This is a genomic window from Stenotrophomonas sp. YJH_SMC_105-26, from assembly GCF_059368915.1.
The window spans coordinates 78,350-95,404 of the sequence record NZ_JCAFSD010000009.1; the positions used below are offsets into that span (position 1 = coordinate 78,350).

General features: G+C 59.7%; 20 protein-coding genes. 15 read left to right on the forward strand and 5 right to left on the reverse strand.

Annotated features, from left to right (window positions below; genetic code table 11):
* Positions 1-74 precede the first annotated feature (74 nt).
* The 5 genes from AC5P7F_RS17800 to AC5P7F_RS17820 all read left to right on the forward strand — a co-directional run bounded on the left by AC5P7F_RS17800 (position 75) and on the right by AC5P7F_RS17820 (position 4,368).
* Positions 75-1,064: a YqaJ viral recombinase family nuclease gene (locus AC5P7F_RS17800; RefSeq protein ID WP_329765478.1), complete on the forward strand. Its 990-nt coding sequence runs from the start codon at positions 75-77 to the stop codon at positions 1,062-1,064.
* Positions 1,058-1,945: a recombination directionality factor gene (locus AC5P7F_RS17805; RefSeq protein WP_004146434.1), complete on the forward strand. Its 888-nt coding sequence runs from the start codon at positions 1,058-1,060 to the stop codon at positions 1,943-1,945. The genes AC5P7F_RS17800 and AC5P7F_RS17805 overlap by 7 nt, the downstream gene beginning before the upstream one ends.
* Positions 1,946-2,264: 319 nt before the next feature.
* Positions 2,265-2,570, forward strand: coding sequence for a helix-turn-helix transcriptional regulator (locus tag AC5P7F_RS17810; RefSeq protein WP_004146436.1), 306 nt, complete (start codon positions 2,265-2,267; stop codon positions 2,568-2,570).
* Positions 2,570-2,914, forward strand: coding sequence for a hypothetical protein (locus tag AC5P7F_RS17815; protein ID WP_070426734.1), 345 nt, complete (start codon positions 2,570-2,572; stop codon positions 2,912-2,914). Before AC5P7F_RS17810 ends, AC5P7F_RS17815 begins: the two co-directional genes overlap by 1 nt.
* Positions 2,911-4,368 (forward strand): YfjI family protein, encoded by a 1,458-nt coding sequence (locus tag AC5P7F_RS17820; RefSeq protein WP_004146440.1) that lies wholly within the window; start codon positions 2,911-2,913, stop codon positions 4,366-4,368. Before AC5P7F_RS17815 ends, AC5P7F_RS17820 begins: the two co-directional genes overlap by 4 nt.
* A gap of 102 nt (positions 4,369-4,470) precedes the next feature.
* Here AC5P7F_RS17820 and AC5P7F_RS17825 read toward each other — a convergent pair whose 3' ends face one another.
* The 4 genes from AC5P7F_RS17825 to AC5P7F_RS17840 form a co-directional block, all read right to left on the reverse strand.
* On the reverse strand, positions 4,471-5,220 hold the full coding sequence (locus tag AC5P7F_RS17825) for a MobA/MobL family protein (RefSeq protein WP_329765477.1): 750 nt from the start codon (positions 5,218-5,220) through the stop codon (positions 4,471-4,473).
* Positions 5,221-5,476: 256 nt separating this feature from the next.
* Positions 5,477-6,925: a hypothetical protein gene (locus AC5P7F_RS17830; protein WP_135965903.1), complete on the reverse strand. Its 1,449-nt coding sequence runs from the start codon at positions 6,923-6,925 to the stop codon at positions 5,477-5,479.
* Between the two features lie 62 nt (positions 6,926-6,987).
* Entirely contained in the window at positions 6,988-8,289 is a 1,302-nt protein-coding gene (locus tag AC5P7F_RS17835) for a Y-family DNA polymerase (protein WP_135965904.1), read from the reverse strand.
* Between the two features lie 38 nt (positions 8,290-8,327).
* The gene (locus tag AC5P7F_RS17840; protein ID WP_210434399.1) at positions 8,328-8,771 is read right to left on the reverse strand and encodes a LexA family protein; all 444 of its coding nucleotides are present in this window, start codon (positions 8,769-8,771) and stop codon (positions 8,328-8,330) included.
* 348 nt (positions 8,772-9,119) lie between these two features.
* On the opposite strand from AC5P7F_RS17840, the gene AC5P7F_RS17845 reads away from it, so the two are divergent.
* Both AC5P7F_RS17845 and AC5P7F_RS17850 read left to right on the forward strand, forming a co-directional pair.
* Entirely contained in the window at positions 9,120-9,485 is a 366-nt protein-coding gene (locus tag AC5P7F_RS17845) for a flavin reductase family protein (protein ID WP_279920061.1), read from the forward strand.
* Between the two features lie 136 nt (positions 9,486-9,621).
* Entirely contained in the window at positions 9,622-9,951 is a 330-nt protein-coding gene (locus AC5P7F_RS17850) for a hypothetical protein (RefSeq protein ID WP_004146483.1), read from the forward strand.
* On the opposite strand, the gene AC5P7F_RS17855 is transcribed toward AC5P7F_RS17850, so the two are convergent.
* Entirely contained in the window at positions 9,945-10,349 is a 405-nt protein-coding gene (locus AC5P7F_RS17855) for a hypothetical protein (RefSeq protein WP_004146485.1), read from the reverse strand. The genes AC5P7F_RS17850 and AC5P7F_RS17855 overlap by 7 nt on opposite strands.
* 195 nt (positions 10,350-10,544) lie before the next feature.
* Here AC5P7F_RS17855 and moaA point away from each other — a divergent pair, with 195 nt between their 5' ends.
* From moaA to AC5P7F_RS17895, 8 genes are all read left to right on the forward strand, one after another.
* Positions 10,545-11,525: a GTP 3',8-cyclase MoaA gene (gene moaA / locus AC5P7F_RS17860; RefSeq protein ID WP_032968965.1), complete on the forward strand. Its 981-nt coding sequence runs from the start codon at positions 10,545-10,547 to the stop codon at positions 11,523-11,525.
* A gap of 8 nt (positions 11,526-11,533) precedes the next feature.
* The gene (gene moaCB, locus AC5P7F_RS17865) at positions 11,534-12,532 is read left to right on the forward strand and encodes a bifunctional molybdenum cofactor biosynthesis protein MoaC/MoaB (protein ID WP_099589911.1); all 999 of its coding nucleotides are present in this window, start codon (positions 11,534-11,536) and stop codon (positions 12,530-12,532) included.
* Positions 12,529-13,788, forward strand: coding sequence for a molybdopterin molybdotransferase MoeA (locus AC5P7F_RS17870; RefSeq protein WP_135965906.1), 1,260 nt, complete (start codon positions 12,529-12,531; stop codon positions 13,786-13,788). Before moaCB ends, AC5P7F_RS17870 begins: the two co-directional genes overlap by 4 nt.
* Positions 13,785-14,045, forward strand: a complete 261-nt coding sequence (locus tag AC5P7F_RS17875) for a molybdopterin converting factor subunit 1 (RefSeq protein ID WP_004146493.1) — start codon at positions 13,785-13,787, stop codon at positions 14,043-14,045. The genes AC5P7F_RS17870 and AC5P7F_RS17875 overlap by 4 nt, the downstream gene beginning before the upstream one ends.
* A 1-nt stretch (position 14,046) precedes the next feature.
* Positions 14,047-14,544 carry a molybdenum cofactor biosynthesis protein MoaE gene (locus tag AC5P7F_RS17880; protein WP_004146494.1) on the forward strand — a complete coding sequence of 166 codons (498 nt, stop codon included), beginning with the start codon at positions 14,047-14,049 and terminating at the stop codon, positions 14,542-14,544.
* The gene (locus tag AC5P7F_RS17885) at positions 14,522-15,139 is read left to right on the forward strand and encodes a molybdenum cofactor guanylyltransferase (protein ID WP_495204189.1); all 618 of its coding nucleotides are present in this window, start codon (positions 14,522-14,524) and stop codon (positions 15,137-15,139) included. Before AC5P7F_RS17880 ends, AC5P7F_RS17885 begins: the two co-directional genes overlap by 23 nt.
* Positions 15,096-15,467, forward strand: a complete 372-nt coding sequence (locus AC5P7F_RS17890) for a DUF7009 family protein (protein ID WP_099475678.1) — start codon at positions 15,096-15,098, stop codon at positions 15,465-15,467. Before AC5P7F_RS17885 ends, AC5P7F_RS17890 begins: the two co-directional genes overlap by 44 nt.
* 148 nt (positions 15,468-15,615) lie before the next feature.
* Positions 15,616-17,034 (forward strand): NarK family nitrate/nitrite MFS transporter, encoded by a 1,419-nt coding sequence (locus AC5P7F_RS17895; RefSeq protein WP_135965907.1) that lies wholly within the window; start codon positions 15,616-15,618, stop codon positions 17,032-17,034.
* Positions 17,035-17,055: the final 21 nt, after the last annotated feature.

Genomic DNA, 17,055 nt, shown 5'->3' on the forward strand with positions numbered 1-17,055 from the left:
CATCGATAGCTTGAAATGAAAGACCTGACCAAGGCCGCCCATCAAGGCGGCCTTTTCTATTCCGGAGATTGCCAATGAGCAAGCACACCGCGTTGCGTTTGGTTGATACGCGTTCACTGGATCGCCAGCAGTGGCTGGAGGTCCGCAATGGCGGCATCGGTAGTTCGGATGCTGCCACCGCCGTCGGGTTGAACCCCTACAAGAGCCAGCTGGAGCTGTGGCAGGAGAAGACGGGCCGCAAGCCAATGGAAGAGATCCCCCCTGGACAAGAGGATCCCCGCTACTGGGGAACCCTGCTCGAACCCATGGTGGCCACGGCCTACCAGGAGCGCACGGGGAACCGGGTACGTCGGGTCAACGCCGTTCTGCAGCACCCGACCTTTCCGCACATGCTGGCCAACCTCGATCGAGAGGTAATTGGTTCCCCGGGGGTCCAAATCCTTGAGTGCAAGACAGCAGGGGAGTTCGGCTCTCGGTTGTGGAAAGACGGGGTTCCCGAGTACGTGCAGCTGCAGGTACAGCATCAGTTGGCAGTGACGGGGAAGCAGGCAGCAGATGTGGCAGTGCTGCTGTGTGGCCAGGCGCTGAGGATCCACCGTATTGAGCGAGACGAAGAGATCATCAGCCGCTTGGTGGTATTGGAGGTCCGGTTCTGGGAGCACGTCATCAATGACATCGAGCCAGCAGCCGATGGCTCGGAGTCAGCGGCCAGGGCGTTGCGGAGCTTGTACCCAGGCAAGGACACCGTTGTCGATTTCAGTCAGGACCCGGAATTGGTCGAGACCTTCACCAACCTTGTCTCGTTCACTGAGGCAGTTGCAGAGCAGGAACAGCAGGTAGAACTGCTCAAGCAGACACTGCAGCAAGCCATGGGGGACGCTTCCATTGCCCGGTTCGGCTCACTGGGAGAAGTCATCTACCGCCGTAGTAAGGATGGCACGTCACTGGATACCAAGCGGCTCGCAGCCGAGCACCCGGAGATCGCTGCGGCCTACACGGCAGTCCGTCCGGGGTCGCGCCGATTCCGGATCAACACCACGATCAAAGAGGTCACATCATGCTGAAGGGACTGGCCATAACGCCGCCCGTGATTGGGCGTATTTCCATCGGCCGGGTAGTAGAGCGCAATGGCAAGCGGCTGCCCGAAAAGGACGACCAGTTCACCCTCACCAGCCAGGTACAGAACCGTGATGGCTGGGTGCTGCACCCGCTGGATGAAGAGCTGCGGAAGGCATCGGAGGGTAACAAGCTGCGATCCATCCCGGTGCGCCTGCTCTTCGACGATCCAACCCTGAACCTCCGGGCTGACTATTCGCTGTTCAATCGCGAGAACGGAAGACCGCTGTGTGTAGGCAATGGAGACACCTGCCGGCGTGCTGGGCCTGAAGGCATGGAGACGTTGCCTTGTCCTGGTCCGGATGGGTGTCAGTTTGCCAGTGGGGGCTGCAAAGCCTATGCCCGCTTGAATGTGGTCATTGGGGACGGGGCGGGGGATGTGATGGGTAGCTTTGTTCTGCGCACCACCTCCTACAACACCATCCGCACACTGGCAGCACGGCTGCACTACCTCAGTGCAGTGTCGGGCGGAAGGCTGTCTTGTCTGCCGCTCGAGCTGAAGCTGCGGGGCAAGTCCACGACGATGAGCTACCGATCAGCGATCTACTACGTCGATCTGGTGGTTCGGAGCGGGCTGACGCTCGAACAGGCTGTCGCAGAGGCGATTGAGCGACACGCAACAAGAGCTGCAGCGGGGATCGACCAAGCTGCACTGGATGAGGCGGCGAGACAGGGCTTCGCTAACGGGGCCTTCGAGGACCTGGACGAAGACGTGCCGGCCGTGGTCGAGGAGTTCTATCCATCAGGCCAGGGTGAAGTTGTGCAGGTATCAGCGAACGGAAGTCTCAAGGACAGACTGAAAGCGCAAGCGTCTCGGTTGGTGTCGTAGGAGAGCCGTACCGGTACGGATCTGTATCAGGTACGGACAAGAGGCAGTTCAGGTCCTGAGCGGACATCGGATGGAACGGACCGGTTTGTGGGCGCAAAGGACGAGACATGCCAGGGAGCGAAAGCTCCCTGGTATGTAAGTGTTTGATTTTTCTTTGATCTGGTCGGTTGTGCGCGTCCCTGGAAAAAACCTGGATTTTTTTTCCCTGTACCCCCAACAGCAGCATATCGACACTGATCACGTCGGAGGCCAATCACCTTCGATAGGAAACCGGCCGGATTCCTTCCTGAAACGTTCAACACAACGAAGGAATCAACAAATGAAGCACATGACGTCCAGTCTGCGCCAGGGCGTAGACAAAAGCATGACTTTGGCCGAAGAGAACAACAGTGCTGGGAAAGCAGGTTGGCCGGATAGTCCGACGCTGCGTCTGAAGGAGCTGATCAAGCTGCTCCGCGTCAGCAGGAGCAAGGCATACGAGCTGATGAAGACCGATCCGGACTTCCCGAAGGGCATTCCGCTCTATGACAGCGAACTGTCCCCGAAGTTCTACTGGACGCATGAGGCAATGGCATGGGTAGAAGGCCGTGCAGTGAAGTTCCGTCGTGCGAAGGAGGAGAAGTGATGATGGCTAATTTTGCAGTCCACTCTTCGCCGCTTGACGCGCTCACGCACGCTTTGAGTGAACAGTCGACCAAGGGGAAGGGCAAGCTGGAGCAGGACTTCAGGCAGGCCTATCCGATCCTGGAACAGCACATCGCAAAGAAGATGAGCAAGAAGATCTTGGTAGAGCAGTTCAATGCTGCGTACAAGCATGATCTGAACCTGATTCAGTTCCGCAAGCTGCTCAAGGAGGAGCGTTTTCGTCGCCATGCGGAGGGCGATGCTGCTCGGTGCCAGAGCTGTGGCCATCTGTTGGTTGAGGTTGAAGAACAGACCGCGGTTGGCTCGACAGAGGAGGATGCATGATGACAACCAATTGGCAGCGTTATGCCCCCAAATATCCCCTGGAAACCTTTCACCATGTTGCTCGTGAGGCAGGCCTTGAGCTCCTTCGCAACGTTCAAGTTCCCGACGCCATGGTTGGCATGGGTCTTATCAATGCCATTTCGATGGCGTGCCAAGGTCTGATTGATGTCAAGTTGCCGACCGGACAGATCAAGCCTGTAACCCAGAACTTGATGCTTGTGGCTGAGTCTGGTGAGCGCAAGTCCACGGTGTTCGAGCTACTGCAGGCGCCTTTCCGCGATGCAGACACGAAGGAGATGGCTGCGTTCAAGCAGCAGACTGAGGCTTATGAGATCGACTATGGACTCTGGACGGCCAAGATGAAGGGGCTGAGGAGCGCGATCAGTAAAGCAGTTGCTGCTGGCAAGTCTGTCGAAGCACTCGAGGCACAGCTGAAGGAGTTTTCAGAAAAGAAACCTCTGCAGCCCCGCCTGCGTTGCTTCCTGAGGCAGGACATCACGGCCAAGGCCATCATGGAGGCCGTTCAGGGTGATGGTGAGTCCATCGCCATCACGACTGACGAAGGTCATATGCTGTTCAAGAGCGAGGCAATGGCGAATGTGGGCCTGCTCAATCGTCTCTGGGATTCGCCAGGAATGATGCCGTTGGATCGTGCGGAGAACGAGCATCTGATTGCGATGAATCCGCGCGTTTCTGTGAGCATCATGACCCAGTACGAACCGTTCAAGCAGTTCCTCAATAGGCGAGGCTCTGTTGCAAAGGGGAGTGGACACTGGGCACGCTATTTGGTTGCGTGGCCTCGCTCCATGATGGGCTACCGGCGAATCGAGGACGTAGAACCGGTGTGGGAGCATTTGCCGGCATTCCATGAGCGAATCGCGGAGCTGTTGTTCAAGTACAAGGAGCGGTCAGCCTCGGGCGCCATTGCTCGTGAAGTGGTGTCCTTCTCCATCGATGCCAGGGCACGCTGGGTAGAGTTGGCATCAGAAACTGAGTCTTTGCTGCGCGACGGGGAGTACTTGAGTGATATCAATGACTTCGCGGCAAAGATCATGGAGATCGTGGCACGACTCGCTGCATCGATGCAGTACTTCAGTGGAGAGGGAGGTGACATCACCCTCGATACGATCAATCGTGCCTTCGACATCGTTCGGTGGCATGTTGATGAGTACAAGCATCTGTTCTCACCAGCGTTCGTGGTATCGCAGGATCAGGTCGATGCTCAAGCTTTGGATCGGTATCTGTATGCCAAGTGGTGGAAAGGGATTTATTCGGATACGTACGTTCCCAAGAACCAGGTTTTGCGCTATGGACCTGTACGTGACCGAGCAAGGCTGAATGCAGCTATCTCGATTCTTGAAGGTCAGGGAGCAATTCAGGTCTGCAGTGGGTACCGGGACAAGAGGATGTATCTGCGCTTGATGAATCACTACTTTGACCGGAGGGCACTGTAAGCGGTCTTGATGCCAAGGGGGCCCCGGCGATATGCCGGGGCTTTTCTGCTGTGGTCAGTAGGTGCCATTGCGATTCTGCGACTTTGTCGCAGAATCGCTGGGTTAGGCACTTACCTCTCCCAGATTTTCAACTGATGAAGCTGCCTTCACGGCTTTACGACATTGTGCATACTGCGACTTCTCTGCATCTGCCATCTCCTTGACGAAGCGTTGGCCGAGGTGGCGCTCCGGTGACCTGGTAATGCCCTGGTCGCGCAAGCTGCGGTGGTCTACACGGGCGGAGTATCCGTTCTCAGCAAGGAACTGATTCTGGGTGTCCGCTACAAGCTTTCGCTGTGCAGTCACCTGCTGCTTCAACTCCATTGGGCTCTTTCCGCCACTATCCTTGCGGCATCCGCCTGCGGAAGGGTTCTTGGCGTTGTAGCGGGCGAAGGTCTGTTCAGGTGTACGGGGGATGCCATCAGGCAGTCTGTCCGAGCACATCAGATGGATGTGCGGGTTCGGATCGCCACCGAGTTTTCCTTCAGGTGCATGAAGCGCGTATTGGTAGGGTTTTTTCCCTGCGAGATTCTTTGCAAGGCGGTCGGCAAGTTCGACCTGCTGTTCAGTACTGAGCTCACTCGGAAGAGTGATTTCGTGTTCTCGGTACACTGCTCCGTTGGCACGCTCATGCTTGTCAGCAACGCTCCAGAACCGTTTCGGATCATCTCCTGCCCATTCGGGCATGTTCCCATGTCCTGTTTGGACAAGGTCCTCCTTGTCACTATGAGATCCTTTACGATCGATATAGTTGGCGTGCCTGCGTGCGCTGCCTTTCTTTCCACTTTTGATGCTGTAATGGAAGCTTGCCATTGCTGTATCACCCTTTCTCTAAGGAGAATAAAAAAAGCCGACAAGAGTGATTCTTGTCGGCTACCGGTAGATACTCATGATCGAAGATTGTTGTGATTAGATAGAAAGGGTAAGTGCGCGTACCACACCCTGCCTGTAATCTATCGTCAGTTCTATTTGATTTCTATTTCCTTCGATGCCTTTCGTTCTTCGTGTTGTTATTTCGAAGGACGTGAGTGAGTTTCTACATATGTATAAGGGTGATGCAAGTTAAAAATTACATTGCATGCGAAGTGGCTTGATCTTCGATGTATTGAATAAGGTCTTCGCAAAAAATGTTGATATCTGTCTCGTATTCGTTGCCTGCTACGAGATCGAAGTGAGAATGAGCTATGGTCATGTGTTTCAGGTAGGCGAGCTGAAATTTCATGAATGCTTCCATTCGGTTGTTGCGTCCGAATAGTAATGAGAAGACGATGCAGTATCGATGATAGAGAGTAATCATTGCGCCTTGCGGAATGTAATCCTCTTCATACAGCTCTCGGATGTCTCTTGATGGATCCAGGTGGCTCAGTAGACGAGATACCGTTTTTTCACTAGAGATCTGCCCTTTCCAGTAGGGCGTGTACTTCGTTTTTATCTTCTTTTGTATCTTTATGGCTGATATGGCTGCGATGCAGTCTGCCATTGAGATATTGACGGCCTCGGGATCTGTTCTGTGCCACTCGTGGAAGACATAGGCATGCAGAACCTTCTGCGTTTCGTCGGCTATGTTTGTGATCTCGCTGGATCTAAATTCTTCACCAGTGGCTTGGTGAACCAAGCGTGCCAGCTCATTCGCATGGGTTTGCAGGAAGAAGTGAATGGCTGCGAGTGATGTGACAGGTCGCAATAGGGCATTGCACTCCGTCGGTGAGGAGATGGAGTGAGCGAAGAGTGGCTCTATATTGTATTTTCTCAACTCGTCGTTTTCTGATTCGACAACCTGCTGATACTCGCCAACGAAGTGCAGGAATGGGAGTGTTAGCAAATAGATGTACAGCCTTTCGTGAGCGGGAGCGGATTCTTTGATGGACGAGATAGGTGATGGTTGATAGCTTTCTATTTGATGTGCGCCAAACATAAAGGCGCTTGCAATGGCTTCATCATTGCCGGCGAAAGCCATGTAGATAGGTTCTATAAGCTCCTTTATGTGTCTTGCGTAGCATTCAAGGAGTTTCGATGGTGTGAGTCTGTTGATGTGGATGTGCTTAAGTCTCTCCTCGTCGATCTCAAGCTCAAGCGTGGACATGAGATAGGAGGCTGCTTTTATGGTCTTTTCATTTCTTGGGGTGTTGCGTTCTGTCCAGTGCTCGAAGGTGGCCTTGATGGTTCCTGGTTTCGAGATTCTTTGGAGTAACTGAGTGTCGCTGGAGTCGTTCTTGAGGTAAAGGAGCTTGATTGTTTTTAGAGTAGAGATTGGGAGGGTGCAATTCCCGTTTGGAATCTCTTGTTCCAATGTAGAGTTGATGAAGCCAATGACTCCATTTAGCTCCTTGCGGGTTATTGTTTTTCCGGAGGCATCGGAGTGTTTTGATTTGCCGCCACTTGGCGTTTCTGTAAGCTCGTAATTGAGCTCATTCAAAAGATCGTTGATGCTTCCAGTTGTTGATTGGTCTGTTGCTTGATCTTTTTCGAAGTCGAAGCGCGGCTTGTACTTCCCTGATTCGATGTTGCTTTCTTCCATTTTTAACCATCATCCTTTTGGTTGTGTCTAGTGTTTGATGATCGCTATGTCGCCGATCCTTGTCAGCGCACCTGCAGAAGGTCGCCCCACTTCGTTGTATAGCTGGGCGACAACGAATGCAATATGGGTCGCCATTGAGCGTTGATAGTCACGTTGGACTGCTCTCCAAGTCTGGCTCCACCAACCCGCCAGCCCACGTTGCCTACTCCCACAGTGCCTCTGCCGAACTTCGCATTGATCTGGTCCAGCACGGCCATGGTGCGTTCGGCTTTCTCGTTAGGGCCAACGAAGAGGTCTGCCTGACGGGCTTCAGCCTGTACCAAGTTGGTCAGACCCACACCTCCACGTTTATAGGCCTGGATGCCTTGGCCACGGTCTGCCTGATCCATGATCGACTTGGCCAGGCGTCGCACTGTCCGTAGGACTTCCCCTGTGTCCTGCGTAGGAAAGGGGAAGGGTGCGGCTCTGCGGGCATGGAACGAATCGCCCTTGAAGGGGTTGCCGTCCAGCCAGACCCACAGTGCACCTGCCGCTTGGCCTCGCTTGCGTAACTTCTCGCAGGCTACGCTGCAGAACGTGGCCAGGGCCTCCATCGGGTCGGTCACTTCACGACCAAATGTACGGCTGACCACCAGTTGCTGGCGTTCGGGTTCTTCCAGTTCCAGATCGCTGCAGGGAATTCCCCGCAGCTCCATTTGGGTGCGGGCCAGAACTACCCCATAGTGCGCACGAACATGGTCGGTGGGGAGTGCGGCCAAATCTGCAGCAGTTCTTACCCCTTCGCCTGCCAGGCGTTCGGCGTAGCGCCTGCCCACTCCCCACACATCCTCGACGGCCAGAGCGTTGACGTTCTGTGCGGTGGCATGGAAGACGGCCAAGGAGCCCGAATGGACGGCACGCTTGGACTGGTCCTTGGCGAGCTTGTTGCCTGCCTTGGCCAGGGTGCGTGTGGCACCCAGGCCAGCGCAGCAGGGAATGCCCACCCATTGCAGGATGCGTTGGCGTGCTTCCAGGCAGGCCGCAAGAGGGTCTTTGAGGCCTGCCAGGTCGACGAAATTTTCATCGATCGAATAGATCTCCACCCTGGGGAAGAGATCCTGAAGAATCGTCACAATCCTGGCTGACAGATCCCCGTACAGCGCGAAGTTGGCTGACCTGACGAAGACCTGCTTTCTGATGTCCTTGGGGACCTGGAAGATGGGCATACCCATTTTCAATCCCAAGGCCTTCGCCTCTGGCGACAGGGCGATACAGCATCCATCGCCATTGCCAAGCACAACAGTGGGTTTGCCTCGCAGCTTGGGGTCGAAGACCCGCTCGCATGAGACATAGAAGGTGTTGCCGTCGATAAGTCCGTAGCGCATGCGGGCACGGTACGGGGCTCATGTATCAGGAGTTGAGATCAGAGGTGCTGGGTGATGGAACTGCGCACCACCCCCCAGATTTCCAGCTCGACATCCTCTGGCACGATGATGGAGGGATATCCGCTACCGCTGGCCAGGACCATGCAGTTGTTACGCATGTAGAGCTTCTTGCAGACGAAGCCACCTTCCCACAGAGCCACGACTGTGTGCCCAGGTCGTGGACTGATCGAGCGATCGACAACCAAGAGATCGCCGTCGTGGATACCGAAATCGGCCATCGACCCGCCGCAGTCGGCCTGCACAAGGAACGTAGCTGGTGGGTTAGGCACCAGCTTGGCATTGAGATCCAAGCGGTCCTCTTCCCGGAAGAAGTCTTCGGCAGGGCTAGGAAAGCCGCAGGCTGCAGTCGAGGCTAGAACAGGTAGGTGTAGGGATGGCAAGCCGTCCCGGACAGGTAGAGCTATCGCAGGCAGAGTCATCATTGGTATGGCGCTCCATAGTCGTGAGTTGGAGCTAGATGTAGGCTTGTTAGTTATATTACTAACAAGTCATTTGAGGCAAGCAATTGAGGAGCAAAGTGGCCTCGACCTGGCTGGTAGGGCGGCTCCCAACTCCGCACTGATGCTCCTTTTTCAGCCGGGCGGCGAGAGGAACCCATGGGCTCTAATCATTACGTATCATCGACTTACCCTGAGTTGTGTATGAAACTGTCCGTGTATGTACATGGGCATCCATTGCTTTTGGGGGTACAAAAAGGGGTGTTTCTGCCTCGTTTATGTGAAGAGTTCATTGACATTCAATGACTTACCCCGGTAATCTGATTCGATCTGATCCGCCGTAGTGGGGAGTGTGTGATCAACCTGCCGACGGTCGCGTTGGCGGATACGGTGGTGCGCATCGGCAACTGCAGTGGCGTGTCGGTGGACAAGTACGCGCTGTTCGATCTTGCGCCGGTGCGGGCATCCCGGGTGCGTGCGCCGCTGCTGGGGCGGTGTCATGCCAACCTCGAATGCCGTCTGCACGAAGATGCGCTGGTGGAGCGCTACAACTTCTTCGTCTTCGAGGTGGTGAAGGCGCATGTGGCAGTGTCGCCCAGGCATCCGCGTACGCTGCATTACACCGGCGATGGAGTGTTCATGACGGCAGGCAGGATGATCAGCCGCCGTTCGTTGTTCCGGCCGGACATGCTGGGGTGAGTATGGTGCGGGCCGTTCGGGCGGCTCGCCTGGGCGTTGGGCTCTGTCCGCGCGCGCCGACACCGGGCAGGGATTTGACCCGCCCGCCTCGGCGGCGCAAAGTGTACCCATGCCTCGCTGACTAGGAGTTGCAGCCATGACCGCTGTCAGTTCCCTCCACGCCCAAGGTGACAAGCTGCCGCCCTCCCGACTTTGGCGCGTGTTCTGGCTGCAGGGGGTGATCCCCAGCAACCTGTTATGGGCCGCCGCCCTCTGGGCGTTGGCGCAGGGGCGCACCCCGTTGTTGCTGGCGTTGTTCGCGGCGCTGCTGCTGTATACGGGCTGGATCATCCCGGCGGTATGGCGGGCGGCGCCGAGCGCGCAAAATCCCAATTACGGTGTTGCCGCGCGCGGCCTGACCGTGGCCTGGGGCTTGAATACGGTGCTGGTGGTGTTCTTCCTGATGCTGCAGCTGCTGGCTCAGTAGAACTGCACCGGTGTGCCATCGCGATCGAAGGCGGCAAAACGGCTGATCTGGCCGTCGTTGACCGCGTTGACCATCAGGCGCAGTGGTTGCGTTGCTTCATCGCTGGACGGGGCAATGCCGCCACGGCCATCCAGTGAGGCAACAAACACCAGGTCCCAGACCAGCCCGGTCTGGGCGGATTCGGCGGCCAGGGTCTGGAAGGACGCGATTTCCTGCGGGGCCTTGTCCACACACAGCACCGGGCTCAACGTGCCACCTTCGCCGTTGCTGTGGCGGGCATGCTGATCGGCGGTGGGTGATTCGGGCAGGTCGGCTTTGACGAACACAAACAACAGGCGTTGGGGCTCGGTTTGCTGTCCTGCTGCCTGCAGCAGGCCATTGAAATCGTTCAGCATCATGATCGGGGTCACAGGACAGGGCGTTGGTAAAGGGTATGCTGCCATAGCTTCGCAAGGCATGGCGGTGCCCTTGATTGATTTAAGTCATGCCATCGCTTCAAAGCCCCACGTAGGCTGACGGTCAGTCACTACAGGCGAGGGAACCCCGGCATGCCGGGCGAGCGTGGATACGTGCAGTCAGGAGGTGAAACAGCCATGAGCCAACTCACCGATGGCTTCGGGCGCAGCTTTCCATACCTGCGTCTGTCGCTGACCGAAGCCTGCAACTTCCGTTGCAGCTATTGCCTGCCCGACGGCTACCAGGCCGACGGCCGGCCGCGCTTTCTTGCGGTGGATGAAATCGCAAGGCTGGTACGGGCGTTTGCCACGCTGGGCATGCACAAGATCCGCCTGACCGGTGGCGAGCCGAGCCTGCGCAAGGACCTGGACCAGATCATCGCCACCGTGGCGCAGGTGCCGGGCGTGCGCAAGGTTGCCATCACCACCAACGGCTGCCTGCTGCCCAGGCGCCTGCCAGGCTGGCATCGTGCGGGCCTGACTGCGCTCAACGTGAGTATGGACAGCCTGCGTCGCGAGCGTTTCCATGCCATCACCGGACATGACCGCCTGCCCGAGGTGATGGAAGGCATCGCCCTGGCCCAGGCGTTGGGCCTGCAATCGGTCAAGCTCAATGCCGTGCTGCTGCGCGGCCTCAATGACGACGAACTGCCGCAATGGATGGCCTTCCTGCGCGACCGGCCAGTGAGCGTGCGTTTCATCGAACTGATGCGCACCGGTGACAACCGCGATTACTTTGAACGTCACCATCTGTGCGCCGATGTGATCGTCGGGCAGTTGCTGGCTGCTGGCTGGAGCGAGCGCAGACGCGCTGCCGATGCGGGCCCCGCACGTGAGTTCAGTCATCCCGACCATCGCGGCAGCATCGGCATCATCGCTCCTTACTCAAAGGATTTCTGCAAAGGTTGCAACCGCCTGCGGGTTACCGCGCGCGGCGATCTGCGGTTGTGCCTGTTCGGTGACTTCGGCATCGCACTGCGGCCGCTGCTGCAGTCAGATGAGGACCAGGGCGCGCTGCTGGCGCGCATCACCACCCAGCTTGGGCTGAAGGCAGCCGGGCATGGACTGCATTTCGGCCAGACCGGGTTGACCCCGCATCTGGCCTCGATTGGAGGATGAGACAAGCAATGAGTGGGCAGATGAGTGCGGCATTCCATATGGCCGATGTACGTGACAAGCGCATTACCCGTCGCCGCGCGGTGGCGGTGGGTGAGCTTGTCGCCGGGCCTGTTGCCTATCCCCTGATCGTCGAGCGACGTCTGCCCAAGGGGGACGCACTGGTGATGGCCGAGATTGCTGGCCTGCAGGGGGCCAAAATGGCCTCGGCGTTGATGCCGCTGTGCCATCCGCTGCCACTGGAACTGGTGAGGGTTTACTGCGCGCCGGCGCCGGAGCGGCTTGCCATCCGGGTGTGGTGCGAATGCGCCAGTGAAGCGCGTACCGGGGTGGAGATGGAAGCGCTGGCAGGGGTCAACGCGGCCCTGCTGACCTTGTATGACCTCAGCAAGCCGGTCGAGCCCGCATTGGAGATCGGCGGTGTCCGGCTGCTGTTCAAGGAAGGCGGCAAGAGCGGCGTGTGGTTGCACCCACAGGGTATGGATGCGGAGGAGCGTGAGCGCTTCCGCCCGCGTCCGCCAAGACAGCTGCAAGGTGCGAGCTGTGTGGTGATCACGCTCAGCGATCGTGCCAGCCGGGGCGACTATGTGGATGAATCCGGGCCAGTGCTGGCCGAGGGGCTGCGTGCACTGGGCGGCGAAGTGGTCAGCACGGAAGTACTGGCCGATGGCATCGAGCCGCTGGCCGGGCGTCTGCACGCGTTCGCCGCCAGCGGCATCCGCATCTGCCTGTGCACTGGCGGCACGGGCCTGGGACCGCGCGATCTCACTCCAGAGGCGTTGCAGTCGCTGGGTGGGCGCAGCGTGCCCGGGCTGGCGCAGATGCTCCGTGGCCTTAGCGCGCAGCACACGCCGTTGGCATGGCTGAGCCGTGCCGAGGTGGTGCAACTGGGGGGCATGCTGGTCATCGCCCTGCCGGGTAGCCCGCGTGCCGCGGCACAGTGCATGAGCATTCTCACGCCGGTGCTGGGCCATGCATTGGCGATGATCGACGGGGCCAGCCACGCATGATCACTTACGCGCAGGCCCTGCAGATCCTGTTGGCCGAGGCGCCGACGCCAAAGACCGAGCAGGTGGTGATTGCCGAGGCAGCAGACCGGGTGCTGGCTGCGCCAGTGGTAAGTGCCCAGCACCTGCCACCGTTCGACAATGCTGCGATGGACGGCTTCGCCCTGTGCGCGGACGGCCAGCCCTTGCCTGCCGGTGCCATATTGCAGGTTGCCGGCTGGCAGGCCGCAGGCGATGCCGCAGCACAGGGGGAGGCAGCACAGGCCTGGGAAATCATGACGGGTGCGCGCATGCCGGCCGGCCTGGACAGCGTGGTGCCGGTCGAGCAGGTGGAGGTGCTGGATGCCGTGGAGGGGCGTCCTGCGCGCGTGCGTCTGCAGGCGATGGTCACGCCCGGGCAACACGTGCGGCTGCGCGGCCAGGACGTGGAGTTGGGCGAAACCGTGCTTGCCGCTGGCACGTCGCTGGATGTGAACGCCATGACCTTGCTGCATGCCCTCGGGACAGCCCGGGTGCAGGTGCAGCAGCGGCCGCAGGTGGCGGTCATCAGCACCGGCAAGGAGCTGATCAGTGATGCGGCCCAGCCGTTGCAGTCCGGGCAGATACGCGACAGCAACCGCCCCTTCCTGGTCAGCCGCCTGCACGCCGCGGGTGCTGATGTGGTCTGGAACGGTGTCGTTGGCGATGACGTGGCTGCTTTTGATGCTGCGCTGGACGCGGCCTTGGCCGCCGGCGCGCGCGTGGTGCTGAGTACGGGGGCGGTGTCGCAGGGCCGCTATGACTTCATCCCTGATGCCCTGCGTGCCCGTGGTGCCACCGTGCTGTTCCACAAGGTCGCCATCCGCCCGGGCAAGCCGCTGCTGTTCGCCCGCCTGGCCGATGGTTGCCTGTACTTCGGCCTGCCGGGCAATCCGATATCCGCGGCAGTGGGGTTGCGCTTCTTCGTGGAGCCGGTGTTGCGCCGCATGCTGGGTTTGGAAGAAGAGGCGCAGTTGCAGTTGCCGTTGCAGGGCGATGTGCGCAAGCCACCGGGGCTGCGCATGCACGCACGGGCACGGGTGGAACTGGATGCGGGGGGGCGGCTGAGCGTGCGGGTGTTGTCCGGGCAGGAATCGTTCCGGCTCAAGACCATGCTGCAGGCCAACGCCTGGGCGATTCTGGAAGGTGAGGATGCGTTGGCCCCGGCCGGCACATTGGCTCGCGTGCAGGGTTGGGGGCATCGCGAGCCGCTGCAACTGGCCCGGCAGGAGGAAGCATGAGAGAGGTCGTTGTGCAGTTGTTTGGTGTGTTTTCCGAGCTGGATCATCGTCGCGAGCTAAGCGTGCGGGTGAACGGTGAACACATCGTGGACCTGCGCCGGGCATTGCGCGAGTTGCTGCTGGAACGGTTCCCCCGGTTCCGTGCCGGGCTGGTGGACTATTCGGTGTTTGCCGATGAAAAGCGCGTGCTGCGCGACAGCGAGCCGCTGCCTGCGGACGGTCGTGTGGCCATCCTGCCACCGGTGAGCGGAGGTTGAAATGAGCGCGGAAAATCTATGGAAAGTGGTCGAGCGCAGCGCCGCCGCGATTGATCCGGGCGAGGGCATCGCTTTTGTGTCCGACCCCGGCTTTGGCGGCATCGATGTATTCATCGGCAAGGTGCGCGACCTGAACCAAGGGCGCGCGGTGCAGGGCATCACCTATGACATGTTCGAGCCGCTGGTACTCAACGAGTTCCAGCGCCTGGTGGCCGAGGTGGAGGCCGAGTTCGGCCCGCGCATCAAGCTGTACGTGGCCCACGCCAGGGGCCGCCTGGCGGTGGGTGAGGTGGCGGTGGTTGTTGCCGCCGGCAGTCCCCACCGTGACGAGGCTTTCCGTGCCTGCCGGCAGCTGATCGAGGCGGTCAAACACCGCTCGCCGATCTGGAAGCAGGAGCATTACCAGGATGGCGACAGCGAGTGGAGCGAAGGCTGCAGCCTGTGCCAACCCAGCGCCGAGCACGCCGACGACGGACATGTCCACGATCACGCCCACTGACCTGCCGGCCATGGCCGGCATCGTGCTGGCCGGTGGCCTGTCCAGCCGCATGGGCCAGGACAAGGCCTTGCTGCGTTGGCAGGGCAGGTCCCTGCTGGCGCACATGTGCGCGCTGCTGCAGGCCGCGGGTGCGCAGACGCTACGGGTCAGCGGCAGCTACCCGGTGCTGCCGGGGGTCGAGTCGGTCCCCGACCTGGTGCCGCGCTGCGGTCCGTTGGGGGGGCTCTACAGCGTGGTGAAGACGCTGCCGGATGGCCCTGTCTGGGTGGTGGCGGTGGACATGCCGCTGCTCGACCGGCAACTTCTTTGGCGGTTGCGTGACGCAGGTGACGCTCGCTGCGTGCATTTCCGCGGGCAACCGCTGCCAATGCGGTTGAACACTGACCGCAGCTGTCGCACCCTGTTGCAGTCGATGGTGATGGACGTGAACGGGCCGCGCTCGTTGTACCGCCTGCAGCGACAGCTGGGCAGCATCGAGCTGCGCCTGCCCGACGATGGCGATGCCCGCCTGCTGAACTGCAATACCCCCATCCAATGGGAGGCTCTGCCGCATGAAAGTGCAGATCCAGTCGCAGTCCGTACGACTGCGCATTGACGAAAACGAGCTGGCCGAGTTGTTGGCGGGGCAGTGGGTGACCAGCCGGACCGACCTGGGGGCACTGGGCGGCTTTTCCTGCGCGCTGCAGCTGCATGCAGGCGAACAGGCGCGGCTGGATGGCAGCGTCACGGCGCTGCGGTTCGCGCTGCCTCAGGAGGATGTGCTAGCGTTGCAGCAGCGCCTGCCGTGCCGTGATGGACTCTCTTACGAACTCCCCCTGCAACCGCAACCGCTGCATCTTCAGTTTGATGTCGATGTACGTGACAGCGTGCGCCAGCGTGGCGTGCAGCGCCGTGCAAGCGACGTCAGCGTCGCCGCAGATTGATATTTGTCAGGTAGGCGCCGTTATGGCGCCTTTGGTTGATCAAGATCAATACCGGCCCCAGGGCCGCCGGGCTTAATGACGCCGTGGCGACTGGGCAGGCAACAGCACAGCAGAACCAGCGCCGTATCAAACAGCCTTGGAGCGTTGCATGAGTGTCAGTCGCGATGCCGTAAAAAACAGCAGGCCCGGTCCCGGCGGTGTCATCACCGATTGGCGGCCGGAAGATCCGGTTTACTGGGAGCAGACCGGTAAACGCGTTGCCACCCGCAACCTGGTCATATCCATCCCCGCGCTGCTGCTGGCGTTCTCGGTGTGGGTGCTGTTTTCGGCGGTGACCATCAGCCTGCCGAAAATCGGGTTTGCCTTCAGTACCGATCAGTTGTTCTGGCTGGTAGCCTTGCCCAGTCTTTCCGGCGCGACGCTGCGCATCTTCTACTCCTTCGTGATCCCGATCTTCGGTGGCCGCCGTTGGACGGCCTTGTCCACCGCCTCGCTGTTGCTGCCCACCTTGTGGCTGGGCTTCGCGGTGCAGAACCCCGCCACGCCGTATTGGGTATTCGTGCTGATCGCCATCCTGTGTGGCTTCGGTGGCGCGAACTTCTCGTCCTCCATGTCCAATATCTCCTTCTTCTATCCCAAGCAGCGCCAGGGCATGGCACTGGGCCTGAATGCCGGCCTGGGCAACGTAGGGGTGTCGGTATCGCAGGCGGTGGTACCGCTGGTGATCACGGTAGGCGTGTTTGGTGCCCTGGGCGGCGCTCCGCAGGCGGTGGTGGACGGCGGCGCGCCCTTGTTCCTGCAGAACGCCGGCTTCATCTGGGTGCCGTTCATCGCCTTCTTCGCGCTGGCTGCCTGGTTCGGCATGAACGACCTGACCAGTGCCCGCTCATCGTTCTCCGAGCAGGCGGTGATCTTCCGCCGCAAGCACAACTGGCTGATGTGCTGGTTGTACATCGGCACCTTCGGCTCCTATATCGGCTTTTCTGCTGGTTTCCCGATGCTGGTCAAGAGCCAGTTCCCGGACGTGAATCCACTGGCCTATGCCTTCATTGGCCCGCTGCTGGGTGCGCTGATGCGCTCGGTGGGTGGCAGCATGGCCGACCGCTGGGGCGGCGCACGCCTGACCTTCTGGGTATTCGCGCTGATGATCGCAGCCGTGTTCGGCGTATTGCACTTCCTGCCCAATAACGGCCAGGGCGGCAACTTCTACGGTTTCCTGCTCTCGTTCATGGCCTTGTTCGTGCTCAGCGGCATCGGCAACGGCACCACCTTCCGGATGATCCCGGTGATCTTCCGCACCCTGCACGAGCGCCTGTCGGCCAATGAAGGCGCTGAAGGCAAGAAGGCCGCTGCGCATCAAGCCAGCATCGAATCGGCAGCCGTGGTCGGCTTCTCCGGCGCCATCGGTGCCTATGGCGGCTTCTTCATCCCGAAGAGCTACGGCACTTCGATCAGCTTGACCGGCGGCCCGGACATGGCGCTGTACGGCTTCATCGCGTTCTACGCCACCTGCCTGGCCGTGACCTGGTGGTGGTACTACCGGCGGGGCGCCGAAACACCCTGCTGAGTTACACCCGCACCGCAGCCA

Excerpts from the sequence above, each read along its gene's own strand:
- AC5P7F_RS17800 (WP_329765478.1), top strand. The coding sequence starts at position 75 with ATGAGCAAGCACACCGCGTTGCGTTTGGTTGATACGCGTTCACTGGAT.
- AC5P7F_RS17805 (WP_004146434.1), top strand. The coding sequence starts at position 1,058 with ATGCTGAAGGGACTGGCCATAACGCCGCCCGTGATTGGGCGTATTTCC.
- AC5P7F_RS17810 (WP_004146436.1), top strand. The coding sequence starts at position 2,265 with ATGAAGCACATGACGTCCAGTCTGCGCCAGGGCGTAGACAAAAGCATG.
- AC5P7F_RS17815 (WP_070426734.1), top strand. The coding sequence starts at position 2,570 with ATGATGGCTAATTTTGCAGTCCACTCTTCGCCGCTTGACGCGCTCACG.
- AC5P7F_RS17820 (WP_004146440.1), top strand. The coding sequence starts at position 2,911 with ATGATGACAACCAATTGGCAGCGTTATGCCCCCAAATATCCCCTGGAA.
- AC5P7F_RS17825 (WP_329765477.1), bottom strand. The coding sequence starts at position 5,220 with ATGGCAAGCTTCCATTACAGCATCAAAAGTGGAAAGAAAGGCAGCGCA.
- AC5P7F_RS17830 (WP_135965903.1), bottom strand. The coding sequence starts at position 6,925 with ATGGAAGAAAGCAACATCGAATCAGGGAAGTACAAGCCGCGCTTCGAC.
- AC5P7F_RS17835 (WP_135965904.1), bottom strand. The coding sequence starts at position 8,289 with ATGCGCTACGGACTTATCGACGGCAACACCTTCTATGTCTCATGCGAG.
- AC5P7F_RS17840 (WP_210434399.1), bottom strand. The coding sequence starts at position 8,771 with ATGATGACTCTGCCTGCGATAGCTCTACCTGTCCGGGACGGCTTGCCA.
- AC5P7F_RS17850 (WP_004146483.1), top strand. The coding sequence starts at position 9,622 with ATGACCGCTGTCAGTTCCCTCCACGCCCAAGGTGACAAGCTGCCGCCC.
- AC5P7F_RS17855 (WP_004146485.1), bottom strand. The coding sequence starts at position 10,349 with ATGATGCTGAACGATTTCAATGGCCTGCTGCAGGCAGCAGGACAGCAA.
- moaA (WP_032968965.1), top strand. The coding sequence starts at position 10,545 with ATGAGCCAACTCACCGATGGCTTCGGGCGCAGCTTTCCATACCTGCGT.
- moaCB (WP_099589911.1), top strand. The coding sequence starts at position 11,534 with ATGAGTGGGCAGATGAGTGCGGCATTCCATATGGCCGATGTACGTGAC.
- AC5P7F_RS17870 (WP_135965906.1), top strand. The coding sequence starts at position 12,529 with ATGATCACTTACGCGCAGGCCCTGCAGATCCTGTTGGCCGAGGCGCCG.
- AC5P7F_RS17875 (WP_004146493.1), top strand. The coding sequence starts at position 13,785 with ATGAGAGAGGTCGTTGTGCAGTTGTTTGGTGTGTTTTCCGAGCTGGAT.
- AC5P7F_RS17880 (WP_004146494.1), top strand. The coding sequence starts at position 14,047 with ATGAGCGCGGAAAATCTATGGAAAGTGGTCGAGCGCAGCGCCGCCGCG.
- AC5P7F_RS17885 (WP_495204189.1), top strand. The coding sequence starts at position 14,522 with ATGTCCACGATCACGCCCACTGACCTGCCGGCCATGGCCGGCATCGTG.
- AC5P7F_RS17890 (WP_099475678.1), top strand. The coding sequence starts at position 15,096 with ATGAAAGTGCAGATCCAGTCGCAGTCCGTACGACTGCGCATTGACGAA.
- AC5P7F_RS17895 (WP_135965907.1), top strand. The coding sequence starts at position 15,616 with ATGAGTGTCAGTCGCGATGCCGTAAAAAACAGCAGGCCCGGTCCCGGC.